Source organism: Bacteroidia bacterium (assembly GCA_033391075.1).
Taxonomy (GTDB): Bacteria; Bacteroidota; Bacteroidia; order J057; family J057; genus JAWPMV01.
In genome coordinates this window covers 5,487,894-5,504,504 of record JAWPMV010000001.1, presented here as the reverse complement: position 1 = coordinate 5,504,504, position 16,611 = coordinate 5,487,894, and the positions used below count along the sequence as shown (strand labels likewise).

General features: G+C 43.4%; 12 protein-coding genes. 3 read left to right on the top strand and 9 right to left on the bottom strand.

The window, feature by feature from the left end; translation table 11 throughout:
* Nucleotides 1-7 precede the first annotated feature (7 nt).
* Complete coding sequence (locus R8P61_21890) at nt 8-1,117, bottom strand: ATP-binding protein (GenBank protein ID MDW3649738.1); 1,110 nt, start codon at nt 1,115-1,117, stop codon at nt 8-10.
* Between the two features lie 224 nt (nt 1,118-1,341).
* Here R8P61_21890 and R8P61_21885 point away from each other — a divergent pair, with 224 nt between their 5' ends.
* Entirely contained in the window at nt 1,342-2,160 is an 819-nt protein-coding gene (locus tag R8P61_21885) for a hypothetical protein (protein ID MDW3649737.1), read from the top strand.
* Here R8P61_21885 and R8P61_21880 read toward each other — a convergent pair.
* The 6 genes from R8P61_21880 to R8P61_21855 form a co-directional block, all read right to left on the bottom strand.
* Entirely contained in the window at nt 2,157-2,660 is a 504-nt protein-coding gene (locus R8P61_21880) for a CoA-binding protein (GenBank protein MDW3649736.1), read from the bottom strand. The two genes, R8P61_21885 and R8P61_21880, sit on opposite strands and share 4 nt — an antisense overlap.
* Complete coding sequence (locus R8P61_21875) at nt 2,657-3,952, bottom strand: O-acetylhomoserine aminocarboxypropyltransferase/cysteine synthase family protein (protein MDW3649735.1); 1,296 nt, start codon at nt 3,950-3,952, stop codon at nt 2,657-2,659. The genes R8P61_21880 and R8P61_21875 overlap by 4 nt, the downstream gene beginning before the upstream one ends.
* 18 nt (nt 3,953-3,970) lie before the next feature.
* Entirely contained in the window at nt 3,971-4,759 is a 789-nt protein-coding gene (locus R8P61_21870; GenBank protein ID MDW3649734.1) for an enoyl-CoA hydratase, read from the bottom strand.
* Nucleotides 4,760-4,862: 103 nt separating this feature from the next.
* A complete protein-coding gene (locus tag R8P61_21865; protein ID MDW3649733.1) occupies nt 4,863-5,993 on the bottom strand; it encodes a glycosyltransferase family 1 protein in 1,131 nt (376 codons plus the stop codon).
* 205 nt (nt 5,994-6,198) lie between these two features.
* Entirely contained in the window at nt 6,199-6,792 is a 594-nt protein-coding gene (locus tag R8P61_21860) for a helix-hairpin-helix domain-containing protein (GenBank protein ID MDW3649732.1), read from the bottom strand.
* 240 nt (nt 6,793-7,032) lie between these two features.
* On the bottom strand, nt 7,033-8,199 hold the full coding sequence (locus tag R8P61_21855) for a malectin domain-containing carbohydrate-binding protein (GenBank protein ID MDW3649731.1): 1,167 nt from the start codon (nt 8,197-8,199) through the stop codon (nt 7,033-7,035).
* A gap of 406 nt (nt 8,200-8,605) precedes the next feature.
* Between R8P61_21855 and R8P61_21850 the strand changes: the two genes are divergently transcribed.
* Nucleotides 8,606-9,298, top strand: coding sequence for a hypothetical protein (locus R8P61_21850; protein MDW3649730.1), 693 nt, complete (start codon nt 8,606-8,608; stop codon nt 9,296-9,298).
* 4 nt (nt 9,299-9,302) lie between these two features.
* On the opposite strand, the gene R8P61_21845 is transcribed toward R8P61_21850, so the two are convergent.
* Nucleotides 9,303-12,416: a glycoside hydrolase family 2 TIM barrel-domain containing protein gene (locus tag R8P61_21845; protein ID MDW3649729.1), complete on the bottom strand. Its 3,114-nt coding sequence runs from the start codon at nt 12,414-12,416 to the stop codon at nt 9,303-9,305.
* Between the two features lie 228 nt (nt 12,417-12,644).
* On the opposite strand from R8P61_21845, the gene R8P61_21840 reads away from it, so the two are divergent.
* Nucleotides 12,645-15,149 (top strand): hypothetical protein, encoded by a 2,505-nt coding sequence (locus R8P61_21840; protein ID MDW3649728.1) that lies wholly within the window; start codon nt 12,645-12,647, stop codon nt 15,147-15,149.
* 97 nt (nt 15,150-15,246) lie between these two features.
* Here the strand turns inward: R8P61_21840 and R8P61_21835 are convergent, their stop codons facing one another.
* A complete protein-coding gene (locus tag R8P61_21835; GenBank protein ID MDW3649727.1) occupies nt 15,247-16,566 on the bottom strand; it encodes an MFS transporter in 1,320 nt (439 codons plus the stop codon).
* Nucleotides 16,567-16,611: the final 45 nt, after the last annotated feature.

Sequence of the window (16,611 nt, the reverse complement as noted above, 5' to 3'; positions counted from 1 at the left end):
TTATGCCTTAAGAAATAATAGGAAAGAAAATGCTGAAGGTGCTTCCTTGTCCAAATGTACTTTCCGCCTCTATTCTACCCTCCTGAATATTTACCAATTTCTTTGTAATTGCCAGTCCTAAGCCAGATCCACTTCTAGCCCGAGTTACCGTACCATCTGCTCTCCTGAAGACATCAAAAACATGAGGGAGAAATTTTTCCTCAATTCCACATCCTGTATCCCGGATGCTTATCAATCCCATTTGCTCATTTACATCCGTGGTAATTTCTATAAAACCTTCATCTGTAAATTTTATCGCATTTCCCAGAAGGTTGATCAGGATTTGTTTTACCCGCATCTGATCAGCAAAGAAGATAAAATCAGCCTGCTCATTGATTTTTATTTCCAGTCCTTTATGATCGGCTAAATGATGGACCTGATGCAAGGCATCTTCCAGACAATCTTTCACAGAAAGGTTTTGTCTATCGAGTTTCATTCTGCCTTCCTCTATGCGAGATATATCCAGCAATTCATTGATGAGTTCGAGGAGGTGAAGGCCCGATTCTTCAATATCACTTGCAATTTCAGCCACCTCTTCATTGTCCGGCATTTGCTCAGGGTCCTTTAACAAGGGAAGATTTCCCAACATGACGGTTAGAGGAGTGCGTAGTTCGTGACTAATGATATTCAGGAATTCTGTTTTAAGTTTGCTCGCCGATTCTGCAGCTGCTCTCGCAGTTTTTAGTTTTTCCTCATTTTCGATCTCCTTACTTATATCATCCTGTATGCCGATATAGTGAGTAAGTATTCCTGCTTCATCAAAAACAGGGGAAAGGCTGAGTTCGTTCCAAAAGCTTGTACCGTCTTTTCGGTAATTCAGGAGACGGACCTTACACTCCTTTCCATTTTTAATAGCTTCACGAATGATAGTGACTTGTTCCGGATCAGTATCCGGACCCTGAAGAAATCTACAATTCTTTCCCAGACACTCTTCAACCGTATAGCCCGTCATTTCTTCAAAAATGGGATTGATATAGATCAAAGGAATATCCGGCAATTGATAATCTGCAATGACTACTCCGGTCTTGGAACTTTCAATAGCTCTTTGAAGTACTTTGTTAAATGAGGAATCCTCCATGATGTCTAAGTTCTAAAAGAGATAGACCTGTCCAGCTCTTTTGCTGACGGGAAGGGAGTTTTAGGCTGTAAGAAATAAATCGACGAATTGTTCAAGATATAAAAATCTTCAACAAATGTGCCAGTTTGTTAGCGAATAAATAAGGGCTTGGCTGAAAATTTCGAAATAACTAAGAACTTGGGGGGAGATAACTCCACATTAAATCTGCCGTAAGATGAGGTATTATGCATAGCACGACCTTACTACTTGGTACTTCCTCGCTCATTTTTCTGGAAAATCAGTTTGCCAACATCAAGCGACTCATACCTGAGGCAAATAAGTTTATGGGTAATGCAGCCCGTTTAGAGAAACTGTATAAAAAACGTTTTGCCTATTATGCTGAAAAATGGGAAATCCTTGAAAATGAGGTTTTCATGGTTAAAGGCTTTAAAAGCTTTCCGGAATCAGATCGGGCCTTTCTGAAAAAAGAAGTTCTTGATATCATGGAAAAGTTGAGCCGGGCAAAACACCTTTCAGAGGAAGCCAAAAATATTCAGAAGTCAACGAAAGTAGGTTTGCTGGAGGTACTTCTTCGTTTGAAGCGGAAATTTGATCATTCAGGTCATCCGGAGCCTTTAGGAAGACTGAATGTAACCTATAGTTTTGATATAGGGCGTTGGGGGCGAAAGAAGGAAGAGTTGAAGAAGATATTGCATAAATTTCGGCCTGATCCTGTTCCCCGGATGCTAGAAGCCTTGCAAAATAGATGGAAGAATCTTCCACTGGCAGGGAAACTGATCAGCCACTTGCAGGGAGACTACCGGGCTTTCAAGCAATCTCATGAAGAGGAAATTCAACGACTGAAAGGTCAATTGGCCTTATTTCGTCGGAAAAAAGCGAAGGCCAAACGAGAGGGGAAAACCTACGAATATGAAGCCTTCAGTGTACTGGAGGAAATGAATCTACGAGAAATTCAAATGGAAGAGAAGCTTCAAAAATATTTTAAAAGCGCCTACCAAAAACATACAGAAAGAATCCAGGTCTTGCTTAATTCAACAGCCTAAAAGAATCTCTTTGCTTTTTTTGCAGAAATGATTTCTGTATTCATTCCCACCCAATGCAGGCTGCCATTATAACGGCCATGCTCCATTTTGACACAGCGATCCATAATACTGATCAGGCCCGCCGCTTTTGCTGCTGCCGCTGCATCCCTATTCAGAATGCCTAACTGCAGCCAAACAGCTTTCGCCCCAATCTCTATCGCCTCCTCAACTATCGGCCCACAAAAAGGAGCTGCCCGAAAGATATCTACCATATCCACTTTCTCCGGAATGCTCTTAAGATCAGGATAAGACTTTTGACCAAGAATTTCCTCTTTTCTCGGATTGACCGGAATCACTTTGTAGCCTTCTGAAAGGAGATAGGAAGCAACAAAATTGCTGGGCCTTTCGGGTTTATCCGATAAACCTACCATGGCTATGGTATGTGCAGTTCCGAGTAATTGTCGGATTTCATTAGGGTTTTGATACAAAGCTCGCTCTTCTGCATTGAGCTTGGTATTCATCGAGATATCGCATGAAAGGACTGTTCCAGATCCCATAATAAATCTTCTAAAGTTTCTAATCCTACAGAAAAACGAATAAGTTCAGGACTGATGCCTGCAGCTTTCAGTTCGTCGTCTGAAAGCTGTTGATGCGTAGTTGAGGCCGGATGAATAACCAGACTTCTGGCATCTCCCACATTGGCCAAATGAGAAAAGAGATTCAAATTTTCAATAAAATCTTTTCCCTTTTGCCGTACATCTCCTTTGCCTGCTTTTAATCCAAAAGAAAAGACCGCTCCTGGCCCTTTGGGAGTATACTTCTTTGAGAGCTCATGGTAGGGACTATCTTTCAATCCCGCATATTTTACCCAGGCTACCTCTTTGTGATTTTGGAGGAATTGAGCAATTGCAAGGGCATTTTGAACATGACGATCCATACGAATCGAAAGCGTCTCCAGGCCTTGAATCAACATGAAAGCATTGAAAGGAGAAATACATGCTCCCGTGTCCCTAAGCGTTACCGTACGCGCTTTCATCAAAAAGCCATAGTGCCCAAATGTCTCATAAAATTTGAGATCGTGATAGGCGGGAGTTGGATCGGCTATACTAGGGTAATTGCTGAAATCAAATTTCCCCGAATCTACGATCACACCACCTATCGAACTTCCATGTCCGCCGATAAATTTGGTGGCTGAATGAACGACAATATCCGCTCCATGCTCCAAGGGTTGACAGAGATAAGGGGATGCAAAGGTATTGTCTATAACGAGGGGTATTTTTTTCTGTTTGGCCAAAGCCGAGATCCTCTCAATATCCAGGATACTTCCCTGCGGATTTCCAATAGTTTCTCCATACAACATTCGAGTTTGAGGAGTGATGGCTTTTTCCCATTCCTCCATCTTTGTCGGATCTACGAAGTGTACCTTGACATTGAGTTTTTGCAGGGTATGGACAAACTGAGTCATGGTACCGCCATACAAATGCGAAGAAGCTACTACCTCATCCCCCGGATTAAGCAAGGTCATCAAAGTCGCAAACTGAGCGGCCATGCCGGAAGCCGTAGCCAGGGCTCCGGTTCCATTTTCAAGAGAAGCTACCCTTTCCTCAAATACAGCGGTAGTCGGATTATTGATTCGGGTGTAGATGTTGCCGTATTGTTTTAGCTCAAATAATTGAGCGGCTTTATCAGCATCATCAAAGACGTAAGAAGTCGTTTGATAAATAGGTACTGCTCTTGCTCCTGTAACTGCGTCGGGGATGTGCCCGGCATGGAGCATCCTCGTTTCAAAGCCAAATTTTCTTCTTTCAGACATATAAAATCTTCTTCCTGCTTATTGTACTTTTTTCTTTCCCCATTCGGGCTTCCGCTTTTCCACGAAAGCATTTAATCCTTCTTCTACATCATCCTCCATCATATTACAAACAATCCGTTCACTTGCATAGGCATAGGCATCTTCAAGGCCCATATTGAGTTGTTTGTAAAACATCTCTTTTCCAATTCGAACAGAGGCTGGGGATTTTGCTGCAATGTTTTGTGCCAATGCAAGGGTGGCTTCCTCCAGTTCATCAGCGGGAACCACACGATTGACCAGTCCTTCTGCCTGCGCTTCTTTCGCAGTCAGGAATTCCCCTGTCAATAACATTTCCATAGACTTCTTTCTTCCCACATTTCTGCTCAAAGCTACGGCAGGGGTAGAACAAAACAGCCCCATATTGATCCCTGAAGTCGCAAACCTTGCATGTTCAGCCGCAACAGCCAGATCGCAAGTCCCTACCAATTGACAGCCAGCAGCCGTTGCTACTCCCTGCACCTGTGCAATGACTGCTTGAGGCAATTTGTGAATCTTCAGCATTACTTCACTGCATTTCCCAAAAAGGGCATCTCCATATTTCTGGCTTCTGTCGCCTCTCATCTCTTTGAGGTCATGGCCCGGACAAAAGGCTTTGCCCTCTGCTGCCAGGATGACAACCCGGATATCCTCTCTTTTAGCGATCTGATCAAGATGCTGTCCCAGATTTTCCAATAGCTCCATATTGAGGGCATTGTACTGTGCCGGGCGATTGAGGGTGAGGGTCGCAATGGCGCCCTGCTCTGTATAGCGTACGGATGATTCGTTCATTGGGAATGCTTTATTTTACCTGTGAAACTGTAAAATAAGGATTTCGAATATAGGGTAAAATTGATAGGAGAAATTTTTGTGGTATGTCTGCCAGCAAACATTGCTAGCTTCTGCTTGCAGAAAGCAAAACTTCCCAAAGCTTTTGGGCACTTTGCTCCCAATTAAATTGCTGAACCTGCCTTTGCCCTTTCGCAATCAATTGACTTTTGAAGACTTTATCCTGCCAAAGCTTTTGTAAAGCATCTGCAATTGCTGCAGGATCTCTGGGGTCTACCATAAGGGCTGCTTCCCCGGCGACCTCTGGCAAAGAGCTGACGTTGCTGGAAATAATAGCCGTTTCACTTTGCATGGCTTCAACCAGAGGAATGCCAAAGCCTTCGAAATAGGGAACATAGGCCAGGGCTTCTGAAGCTGCATAGATTTGATTCAACTCCTCATCAGAAACAAAGCCTGTGAAATGAACAGCATCTTTGTTCCGCATGCTTTCGAATGCCTTTAGGGCTCCCTCATATTTCCATCCCTTTCGCCCCACTAATAAAAGTTGACAAGGATTCTCGTGTTGGCTTTTGAATTGATCGAAAGCTCGGAGCAGATTCTCCAGGTTTTTGCGGGGCTGAATGGTGCCTACAAAATGAAAAAATGGTTTTCCCTGGCTGAATTTTTCCCGAACCTTTGCCTTTTCTTCTTCCCTCAAAGGCTTAAATTGCTTGCCCGCTGCATTGTAAACCACTTCAATCTTATCAGCTTTCGTTCCATACGTATTTACGATGTCCTGCTTGCTGAATGCTGATACAGTAATGATTTTTTTTGCGGCAGCAGCATATTTGGGAGAATAATGCCGGCAATAGCGAGCCGCCAGTTTGCCTATATCCTCAGGATGATGTTCGTAGGCCAGGTCGTGAATGGTCGAAACCTGCGGAATTTCTTTATGGGAAGTCAGGTAAAATTCGGGAGAAAAGAAAACATCCGGCTTTAGCATGTTCAATTTTCGTGGCACCATCAGATGAAACCAGCTGTACCAAAGCAAGGGATGTCTGGCCTGAGGAGGGATCACATAGGGATGTACATTTTCCCCAAATACATAAGCAGGATCAAAAGGCCGATCGAATAGAAAACTGAATTGCGTATCCGGATGAGATGTTACCACACGGCTTAAGAGCTCGAAAGCAAATCTACTGATGCCTTCTAGCTTTCCGGGGAGCAATAATCGGGTGTTGACCGCTACGTGATCCATGTAGGCGGTAAAGGTAGTGGGGAATACGGTAAGAATGAAAGAGGTATTCGTGTTTTAGGGTGTTTGCCTGTTAGGGTTAAATAAGACTTCTCATTTCTCCAATCCTTGTTCCTTGTTCTTACTTCCTGCAAAAAAAGGTGTTGGAGTTGAGGTCTCTGCATAATCCCAAACAATTACCAGAACACAAAAATACAAGAACATCTCTCTACCTACCTCCTACAAGTTCGTCTTGCAACTTCTTAAGTTCCTCCCATTTTCCATCAGCAGCCAATTGTGCTTGCTGCGGCCAGGTAAGGGGAGAATGCATTTTGAACCTGGGGCCGGCTTTTACCAAAACTTCTTTCAGTTTTTCCACGGAAGTAGATGCGAGGTCTTTGAAGCTAGAAACTCCTTCTTCTTTTAGAAGTCCTGCAATCTTGGGACCGATGCCTTCAATCTTGCGAAGATCATCTTTTTTACTTTTGCTTTTACTTGCCGCTTTAGGAATATGATTTTCAATCTCCACCACGCAATTGTCAATACCTGGATAGGGAGAAGGAACATATTTATCAGCGGCGTAGTCGTTTTCCCAGCGATATCCATCTACCAGATAACGAAATTCGTATTTCTGGCCATTAGAAAGCTCTACCTGTGTCCTATAGGAGCCGTCCTTTTGGGGTTTTAGGGGAATCCCTGCTTCTTCTTTCCACTCATTGAAGTCGCCTAAAAGGGTTACAGAACTTGCACCCGATGTGGCTTCTGCAGGTAGGGAAAAGGTCACCTTGCAGGTGTTTTTGGATTTGGAATACTGCTTTTTCATCAATGACTTATTTAAATTCTTGAGAATCTATCAGCAGCGTAGCCCTTGGGTAAAATCTGGGATAAATAACGTGATTTTTGCTCCGAAGTTCAAGGGAATAAAAAATTGATTCGTCTAAATTATGTTGAAAACTTTGGTTTGGCGGAGGCATAAAAGAAAGAACCGCTACCATTGGTAGCGGTCCATCAGACAAAATTTTAGGAAAATAATTCGTGCAAATCTTTAGATACTGTGGCGGTTCTATTTCTTAAAGAACTTCTGGGTGATTGATCCTTTTGTTCCTTTGATTCTGAGGAGATAGAGTCCAGCCGGCTGATTCTCGATATCGAGTTCGATGTTTAGCAGGGTGTTTTCTCTGATAGTTCCTTCGAAAGGAGTATCAATCACTCTTCCCTGCAAATCAAGCAGTTGCGCGCTGATCTTCTGAGTCTGGTTGATCTTTAGTTCTACAGAAGCATATGATGTAGCGGGATTAGGATACACCTGACCCAGTGTAAAAGATCCCGGCTCTTCGACAGCAACTTCTACGCTTTGGCTGTAGGCAAAAGCACCGTCGATGTCGATCTGCTTGAGACGGAAGATGTAGCTTCCGGCTTCCATTTGCGGGAGAGAAAATTGATAGCTTTCGATGTTCTGGCTGTTGCCGACTCCTTCTACAAAAGCTGCATTTGTATAGTTGTTTCCATCGGTACTGTACTGTACCTGGAAACCTGCATTATTGAGTTCGGAGGCAGTTTCCCAAAAGAGGTCTACTCCATTCTGTACATTTGTTTTTGCATTGAAGGAGAGAAATTCAACCGGGAAAGCGCTAGCCGCTTCAAGAGAAATTCCGTTGATTTTGGGGTTGTTCATGCCGATGTCCTTGAGTACTACTTCGAGACATCCGGAAGCGTCTGCTGTAACAGAGAAAGTTTTGTCTACCGGGATGTTGTTTCCTCCATTTCCTCCATTGAGGGCATCGGCTTCGGCCCAGATGTCAAAATTGGAGAGGACGGTAGTACCCTGGATGACGATATCAAACTGACGAACACCAGCAGCTTGTATACCTGCATAGATTTCCTCAAAGTGAAGGGTGAGGAGCATATCTTCATTGGGAGTAAGGGAACAATAGTTCAAGGCCAAATCTGAATCTCCTTCAGCGAAGAGCTCAGAGCCATACATACAGGCATCGGGGCGAGGCTGATTCATGTGAGAGGCTGGCGCATAGACCTGTAGGTTGTTACCGGAAACGAAGGCATGATCTCCGGGAGCATAATCACCGACGAGATCAACTCCGCGGTCGAAGTTGCCGCAGGTAGAGGTGCTACCCATATTAACATAAAGGGGGAGCTGGGCAGAGAGAGAAGAAGTATTGAAAGAAAGGAGGGAAGCCAGGAGGGTGGTAGAAAGAGTAAGTTTTTTGAACATTTGCTTGTTTTATAGTAAGTACCTGATGTTAGAAATTGAGTAGGCAATACGAGAAAACGAAGCTATATAGGGGGGGTATAGTTCGGGAGAAAGCGCAGAGGCTATAGTGTCTACATCCGAACTGATGATACAAATGTAATATACAATGGGGAAATAGTACAAATAATTGTATCAATATTTTCCCCAACGGTGTAATATTCTGTCCGAAAGGGGGTAAAAAGGGGAATTGAAGGCCTGTTTTTCTGTATAAGTGGGATGTGTATTACGAAAAATCGAATTGAATTGATGTAATTGACTGTTAGCCAGCAGATTAACAAAACTCTCTTTCTCAGGTTAACTCTTAGCTAGCTTGCAATAGGAGATTTTTGCGTAATTGCGGAGATTTGCTACCCAAAAGATTGAAGAAATGCCAGAGCCATCATCGAATAAAGGAATGACAGAAAAAGTATTGAGCTTTCAAATAGAAGCCCCTTACTATACCCAGGGCGAGATCAATGAGAACACAAAAGAGATTTGGATCATTTGTCATGGATATGGACAGATGGCCCGTTATTTCCTCAGACGCTTTGATGTGCTTAATCCGGATACGCATTTTCTGATAGCTCCCCAGGGTCTGGATCGTTTCTACTTTGACAACTTTACCAAACTGGGAGCCTCCTGGACGACCCGTGAGCTACGCGATACACATGTAAGCAATCAACAGACTTACTTAAACTCCATGTATGAGGCAGAATTGGCTCATCTGGATCTTTCAAAATATACCTTGCGCATCATGGGCTTCTCTCAGGGAGTAAGTGTGATTACGAGATGGGCAGTTCAAAGACAGGTTCCTTTTGATCACATGATTATGTGGGCTGGAGGCTTTCCCCCCAATCTTACATCAGATAAATGGGCCTTTAGAAAGCCTAATTCTAAAGTAACGGTTCTGGTTGGATCGGAAGACCCTTTCTTAAAGAAAGAAAAACTGGAGCAGGAGAGAGAAGTTGTTGAGTCGGTTTTTCCTGATTATGAATTTGTCATGTTTGAAGGCGGACATCAGGTATTGAGAACGGTACTCCAGGACCTGATGGGTATTGAACGCCAGGTCCCGGAGTCTTGAGTGCTTACTTGAGCTTTAGCACATATTTGTATTCATACACTTTTTCGCTTAGCTGAAATTCTTTGTGTGTACGAGGTTCCCAGCTATTGTCTCCTCCAACGCCCATTTGTTGATGGTCGATATTGAGAGTGATAAAGTCTGCATCTTTGAGATCGTAGGGATGTTTGGCTTCCTCCAGGTTCTCATGGGTATAATGGTGAGCACTAATATTCAGTGGACTTCCGCCCCAATTGATGAAATTTAATTCATTGCCGTTTGATCCGGAAATACTTCCCGATCTCACATCTGTTTTGTTTCCATTCTCCTGAGGCCTTCCATACTCAAAATATTGATCGCGTACGCTACCCTCATAGATTCCCAATGGGGCGCCATGTTTTCTGTCCCAGTAAGATTCGTGAGGACCGCGGCCATACCAGCTCAGTTGATCCATGTCTTTGGGGACTTTCCAAAATGTCCCTACCCTTGGCAAAACAGGTGCCTTTTCCGGAACTTCTATTCTGACCGTTACATATACATTTCCAGTACTGCCATTGATGAGGTAATTCATGCTGACAGGAATGTCCGCTTTTGCTCCCGTCAATTTCCCCTTGACCTTAAACTCTATACTGGTAGGAATCTCTGTCTCATTTTGTCGATTTTCTACAATAGTAATCTTGGTTTTTTCCCAATTCACTTTATCATAGCCATAGTATTTCCATCTGCTCGCAAAACTCAGCGGGCCTCCGCCTTCGTCATTATCAACAAGCGCTCTCCAGATGTTGGGATGGGGCCCACTAATACTGATCGCTTTATCCCCTTTGCTCCAATTGGTGAAAAGAGCTGTTTCCTTATCGATGCTAATGGAAAAGTCTTCATTCAGGATTTGATAATGGTCATCCCATTCGCGAAGGCTAATTTGCTTACTACTTTCAGCAATTTCCATCATAGAATTATCGCCTTCATATTCCAATTGCTCCCAGGCAAGTTCAAATCCCTTGTCGGCCCATTTTTCTTCTTCTCCCAGCACAAAGCTGAAGTTGAAAATATGCTCAGCAGATACAGTTTTTGAAGCAGAAACCGAATGGGCTATAGGGAACTCTTTTTCCTGACCCGGAGCTATATCCAGAACAGGGATAGATCCTGTTTCTTCGACCTCACCATTTTTCAAGACACTCCACTTCAGATTCAGGAAATTGAGGTTCTGGAATTCATATTTATTCTTGATGATGACAGCTTTCTTCTCATCATTTGCCCAACGCACTTCTACAAACTGATGTACCTTTTTTACTTCTGCGAGAGCAGGATGAGGCGTGCGGTCTGAGGAAACCAGGCCATTGAAGCAGAAGTTGCCATCATTGGGTTTGTCATTGAAATCTCCCCCATAGGCGAAATATTCAGTACCATCTGCAGTCTTTTTCAAAATGCCCTGATCCGCCCAATCCCAAATGAAGCCTCCTTGTATGCGAGGATATTTGGGATCTTCTATGGTTTCCCAGTATTGATAAAAATTGCCATTGCTATTTCCCATGGCATGAGAGTATTCACATAAAATAACGGGGCGCGTTGGATCTTCCTCTGTCAGGGTAATCATATGCTCTACTCCTGCATACATATGAGATTGGAAATCGAAATCATTTTTCGAAGTATAGCTATAGCCTATTCTGGCTCTATCTTCATAATGGATCGGGCGTGTCTGATCCAGTGCTACCATAGCATCGCGCATGGCAAAAAGATTGGGGCCGATACCGGTTTCATTCCCCAAAGACCAAATGATGATACTGGCAAAGTTTTTATCCCGCTCCACCATCGAAATCCCTCTATCAATGAAGGCGGCTTCCCATATATTGTCTTTGGCAGGGGTTTTCAATTGATCTCTCAAGTCATGAGACTCAAGATTGGCCTCGTCGATGATGTATAATCCGTATTCATCGCAGAGTTCGTACCAGCGGGTTTGATTGGGATAGTGAGATGTCCGGACTGCATTGATGTTGTTTTGCTTCATCAATTCGATATCCCGAATCATTCCTGCTTCAGTTACCGCTCTCCCTCTTTCCGGATCGATTTCATGGCGATTTACTCCTTTCAAAAGAATGGCCTTTCCATTCACCAATAACTGCCCATCTTTAAGTTCAACTTTTCTAAATCCTACCTTGCTACTAATGGCTTCCAGTACCTGAAACTTTTTGTCCAACAATTGAAGGCTCAGGGTATAGAGATAAGGAGTCTCTGCAGACCAGAGGTTTACATCCGGTACCGGCCAGGCAAATTTAACTTTGGAATCAGCTCCAGCATTGATCTTTTTCAAGGCAGGGATACTCGCATTGAAGACTTCTTTATTATTCTCATCGTAGAGGGCCATTTGAAGCTGCAATCCTTTAGCTTTCTTTTCGCCATAATTATGAATCCATGCGTCCAGTTTGAATGCCCCCTGGGTGTAGCTTTCATCCAAATCTGTCTCAATCTTGAAATCACGGATGTGAACCTTGGGAGTAGCATAAATGAAAACATCCCGATAAATACCGGCCAAACGCCAGAAGTCCTGGTCCTCCAGATAGGAAGCATCAGACCAGCGAATCACCTTTACGGAAAGTTGATTGTTCCCAATATTTGCTTTAGCAGTGATGTCAAATTCTGCGGGAGTCATGCTGCCCTGGCTATAGCCAAGCATTTCGCCATTTAGGTATACATAGCAAGCGGATTGAACCCCGTCAAATTGGAGGAAGATTTGCTTGTCGCCCCAGTCTGCGGGTACTTCAAAACTTCTTCTGTACAATCCGGTTTCATTTTTATCAGCCGGAACTTTAGGAGGAGTTGCGGGAAAAGGGTGCTTGATATTGGTATAAATGGGTTGGCCGTAGCCTTTGATCTGCCAGTTTGAGGGAACTTCTATTACATCCCAATTGCTATCATCATAGGAACTCACATAAAAATCGGAAGGTTTATCTGTCGGCTTCTCAAGAAATTGAAATTTCCAATTACCATTCAGCGACTTTCTCCAGGGAGAAGCATTTTTGTCAAAACTCAGAGCGCCAACTTCATCCGGATAGGGAGTGAAATCAGCGTGGGCCTTTGTTTTATTGATACTAAAGATCTCCGGGTTTTGCCATTCGGGTTCCTGTGCGGAAGTTTGAGTGCTCACTAGAAGAAATATGAGGATAAAAAGAAATTCGACTCGCATTTTGGTATGAGTAATAGCTTGGGATTTTTAAGAAGAGCAAATTATAAGAAAAATATGAGATATAATGCTAAATTAGACCACCCACCAGAAGTGATTCGCATTTTTTTCGTGCAAAGACAATCCCGTATCAACGAGATTTGAGTTGCGAAACATTATTTAATCTAAACGCTTTTAATCTGAAAACACAAGATGAAAAAGATCCTCTTTCTGGTAATCTTCCTTCCTGCTATTGTGTATGGGCAGGATCCCGCCGAAATGCTTGAGCAATATGAAAGCTCACATCATCTTGAAAAAGTCTATGTAAGTCATGACAAGCCGCTATATGTACCCGGAGATCACATTTGGGGAAAGGCTTATGTGCTGGATGGCAGGTCTCATGTCTGGTTTGATGCAACTCCGATTCTGTATGTGGATTGGATCGGGCCGGATAAGCAAATTCTGAAAACTCTTAGCCTTCAAATAAAAGAAGGGGCTGCAAGCTTTGATCTAAAGACTGGGAAAGATGATCCCAGTGGTGTTTATTTATTAAGGGCTTATACTCGCTATCAGAAGAATTTTGATCCTGCTTATGTTTTTCAAAAGGAAATCTATTTGTGGGATGGAGACTCTTTGATAACTGATAGCCTCAAAGCTGAAGCAAGTGATTTTGATCTGGCTTTTTATCCAGAAGGAGGGAATCTGGTCGATGACTTGCTGACGAAAGTAGCATTTAAGGTGCAAAATGATCTGGGGGAGAATATCTATGCAGAGGGAATCTTAAAGGATAATAAAGGCGAGGTCTATTCCCTGATAAAAACCTTGCACGAAGGCATTGGGGTTTTTGAAGTGAGGCCGGAACAAGGGAAGAAATACGCCCTGGAGGTGAAGGTAGGTGATCAGGTAAAGAATTTCCCCTTATCCCAAAGTCTGGAGAAAGGAATGAGCCTGGCAGTCGATAATCTGGATCCTGAATTTATACGAATCAAACTTCAAAGTACCCTGGATGGAGGATTAAAGGGAGGAAGTTTGTTGGCTCATGTACGAGGACAGCTTTTCTTCTCCCAGTCATTTCAGGAAGGCAGGCAAAAAGAATTGCTGCTTAAAAAATCTGAAATTCCATCAGGTGTTCTTCACTTTAGCCTATTTGATCAGGAAAACAGATCTCATTGTGAGCGCTTGATTTTTAATCGCAATCCCGGCGAACAAATAAAGGTTCAGCTAGAAGTTATAAAGGATGAGTTCGCGAAAAGAGAGAAAGCCCAGTTGCGCGTATCAAGTACTTCAGCTGGGGAGATAAAGCCCTCTCAGCTTTCCCTAAGTGTGTATGATCTTTCTTATCAAAAGAGTCTCAAGGATGGGCTGGATATAGAAAGCTATCTTCTTTTGCAATCAGACCTCAAAGGCCGGATTCAGAATATCGGCCAATACTTTAAGGATCATGATTTGCGAAGTCAACTCTTGCTGGATCATCTCATGATGACGCATGGCTGGAGACGCTTTTCCTGGACCTCTGTTCTGGCAGGAGAATCTCCGGATTTGGTATTCCCCACAGAAGAAAAGATCAGCATAGTAGGGAAAATCACTCAGCATAATTCCGATAAAGTGCTAAAGGCAGATGTGTTTTTCAACATTCTATCCGGGGATCAATTTGCTGCCCTCAACCTTACTACAGAAGAAGATGGTGTTTTCTATTTTAGCGGATTTGATTTTACAGATACGACCAGTATTCTTTTGCAGGCCAATGAATTTAATTCGAAAAAGAAAGAACGGAAACTAAAGAAAGGAGAAGCTCGAAGGATCGGAAACAAGAATGTAGATATCAGCCTGATGAAGTTTCATGAGATGGATTTAGTAGAAGAAATCAGTTTAAAAAACAGTCCTGTTTTACAGAGTTCCGAAGGTGAAGTCTCCGAACTCAAAGAAGAAATTGAGGAAATCAATAATCTGGATTCCCTCTTCAATGCGACCTATAATTTGACCTTGGAGGCTGTCGAAATAGAAGGAAGAAGAAACCTGTATCAAAAACGTCGACAGGAATTAAAAGATTTGTACAAACAAAGAGGCATGTTTATGCTTTCCTCAACTCCTAAAGTTTATTTGGATGATTTTCCGAAAGAAGGCCAAATCTATCGGGATTTTTATGGAGTGATGCAGTCAATTGTGCCGGGAGTACGGGTTGAAAAAATTGGCTCGGAAGTAAAGGTTTATTTAGGGAGAAGTACCGGTTTGACGGGAGAGGCTCTTCCTGCTTTGATCGTGCTGGATGGAGCTCCCATAAGCGATGCCCGGGCTGCTATGATCCAGGCCAATCAGATTCTGGTAATAGATCGACTTCAGGGCATTCAGGCTACAGCTTTATGGGGGATTCAGGGAGCTGGAGGCGTAATTATTGTTACCTCTCGTGATCCAGATAAACAAAGAAATCTCATGGCTGCAGAAACCCGCATCAAAGGAGTCATGAATCTGGAGCATCCCGGCTTTTACCAGGCCCGCGAGTTTTATGCACCCAATTACGATATTGAAAAAGAGGGGCCTGATCTTCCCGACCTGAGAACCACCTTATATTGGAATCCTGACATCCGCATCAAAGATGAAGCGGCCAGTCTGGACTTTTTTGTGGGCGATCGCGCGCAGGAATTTCTGATTTGGGTAGAAGGGATTAGTGAAGAGGGGATTCCTTTTATTGGGGGAAAGGTGATAAGGGTTGAAGAGTAAGGGGAAAGCAGTGTTATAGTTTTTTAGTGTTGTAGTTTGGGGAATGCGGAATTTGCGCTCACAATTTTTGTGTCAGCACAACTATAACCCCACAACACTACAACACCTCTTCTCTAATCTTCTTATGCATCTCCGCATCAATCGGATAAAACCAAAGCGCAATTGCTGCAAGAAGGATCAATACCATCGGGATCAAACTGACCAATTGAGACAAACTGTTTTTAACAGCTGCTGTTTGTTCTGCACCGGGGATATATCCGGAGCTATCCAGCATGCTGAGGGCCAGTGCTCCACCCAGTCCCAGACCTGCTTTAAAACAGAAGCCATAAATTCCATAACTCAGGCCCTCGACTCTATCGCCTCCTTTCCACTGGCCGTATTCTATGGTGTCGGGGAGTATGGCCCAACTGGTATAGACAGCTGCGGCATTTCCGATACCGTGGACGACCATGAGGGGATAGATAAGATTTTGGGGTAAGGAGGGGAGATAGTATAAGCCAATATAGGCCAGGATATAGGCAATCGCACCTATGAGAAAGATCATGCGCTTTCCGAGTTTAGGAGAAAGCCAGGACCAGAATGGAATTCCCAGTGCAGTTATGCCGGTCAAAGCCAAGAGTATCCAGGATGCCAAATCCTCATTCCCCAAAACATACTGACAATAATAAGGGACTGAAGTAGCAAAAACTGCATAGGCAGCAAAACATGCAGCAAAACAGATAGACAGCAACCAAAAGGGATAATTTTTCCGCAAGACAGCTAATCCTTTACCAAAGCCCAAACCTTTTTGAAAGGAAATTCGCTCCGTTTCTTTTACACTAAAGAAACTCCCTAAGGAAGTCAACAAAATGATGCCCCCAAATAAAGCTCCCGTCCATGCGTAGGCTTCTCTTCCCCCTCCAAAAGCTTTTACGGTCGGCAAGATCAGGGTTGCTCCAATGATACCTCCCAACATGGCAAAGCTCATGCGGTATCCGGTCAGTTTGCCTCTTTCATGGTAATCAGGGCTCATGACAGCAGTCAGGGTTCCGTAAGGGACATTATAGGCAGTAAATGCCATACCAAAGAAGAGGTAACTGATCGCTACATAGGCATATTTGTAATCCTCCAGAAATTCAGGAACATAAAAAAGCAGGAACATGCTCAAGGCGAGCGGAAATGCTGCCCAAAGCAGGTAGGGCCGATAACTTCCCCATTTGCTATGAGTTCTTTGGGCCAGAAATCCCATGATAGGATCATTGATCCCGTCCCAAAGTCTCGCCAGTAGAAATAGACCAGCTATCCAGGCCGGATCAATACCAATTATATCAGTATAGAATTTCCCCAGATAAATGATGGATGACTGGAAGAGGATATTCTGCCCAAAATCTCCCAGGCCATATCCGAGGTAGTTTTTTTGTGTAAGAGTAGTAGACATAGCTTTTCCTTACAGGAAGTTAGGCTTTATTCCGGATTGTGTCTA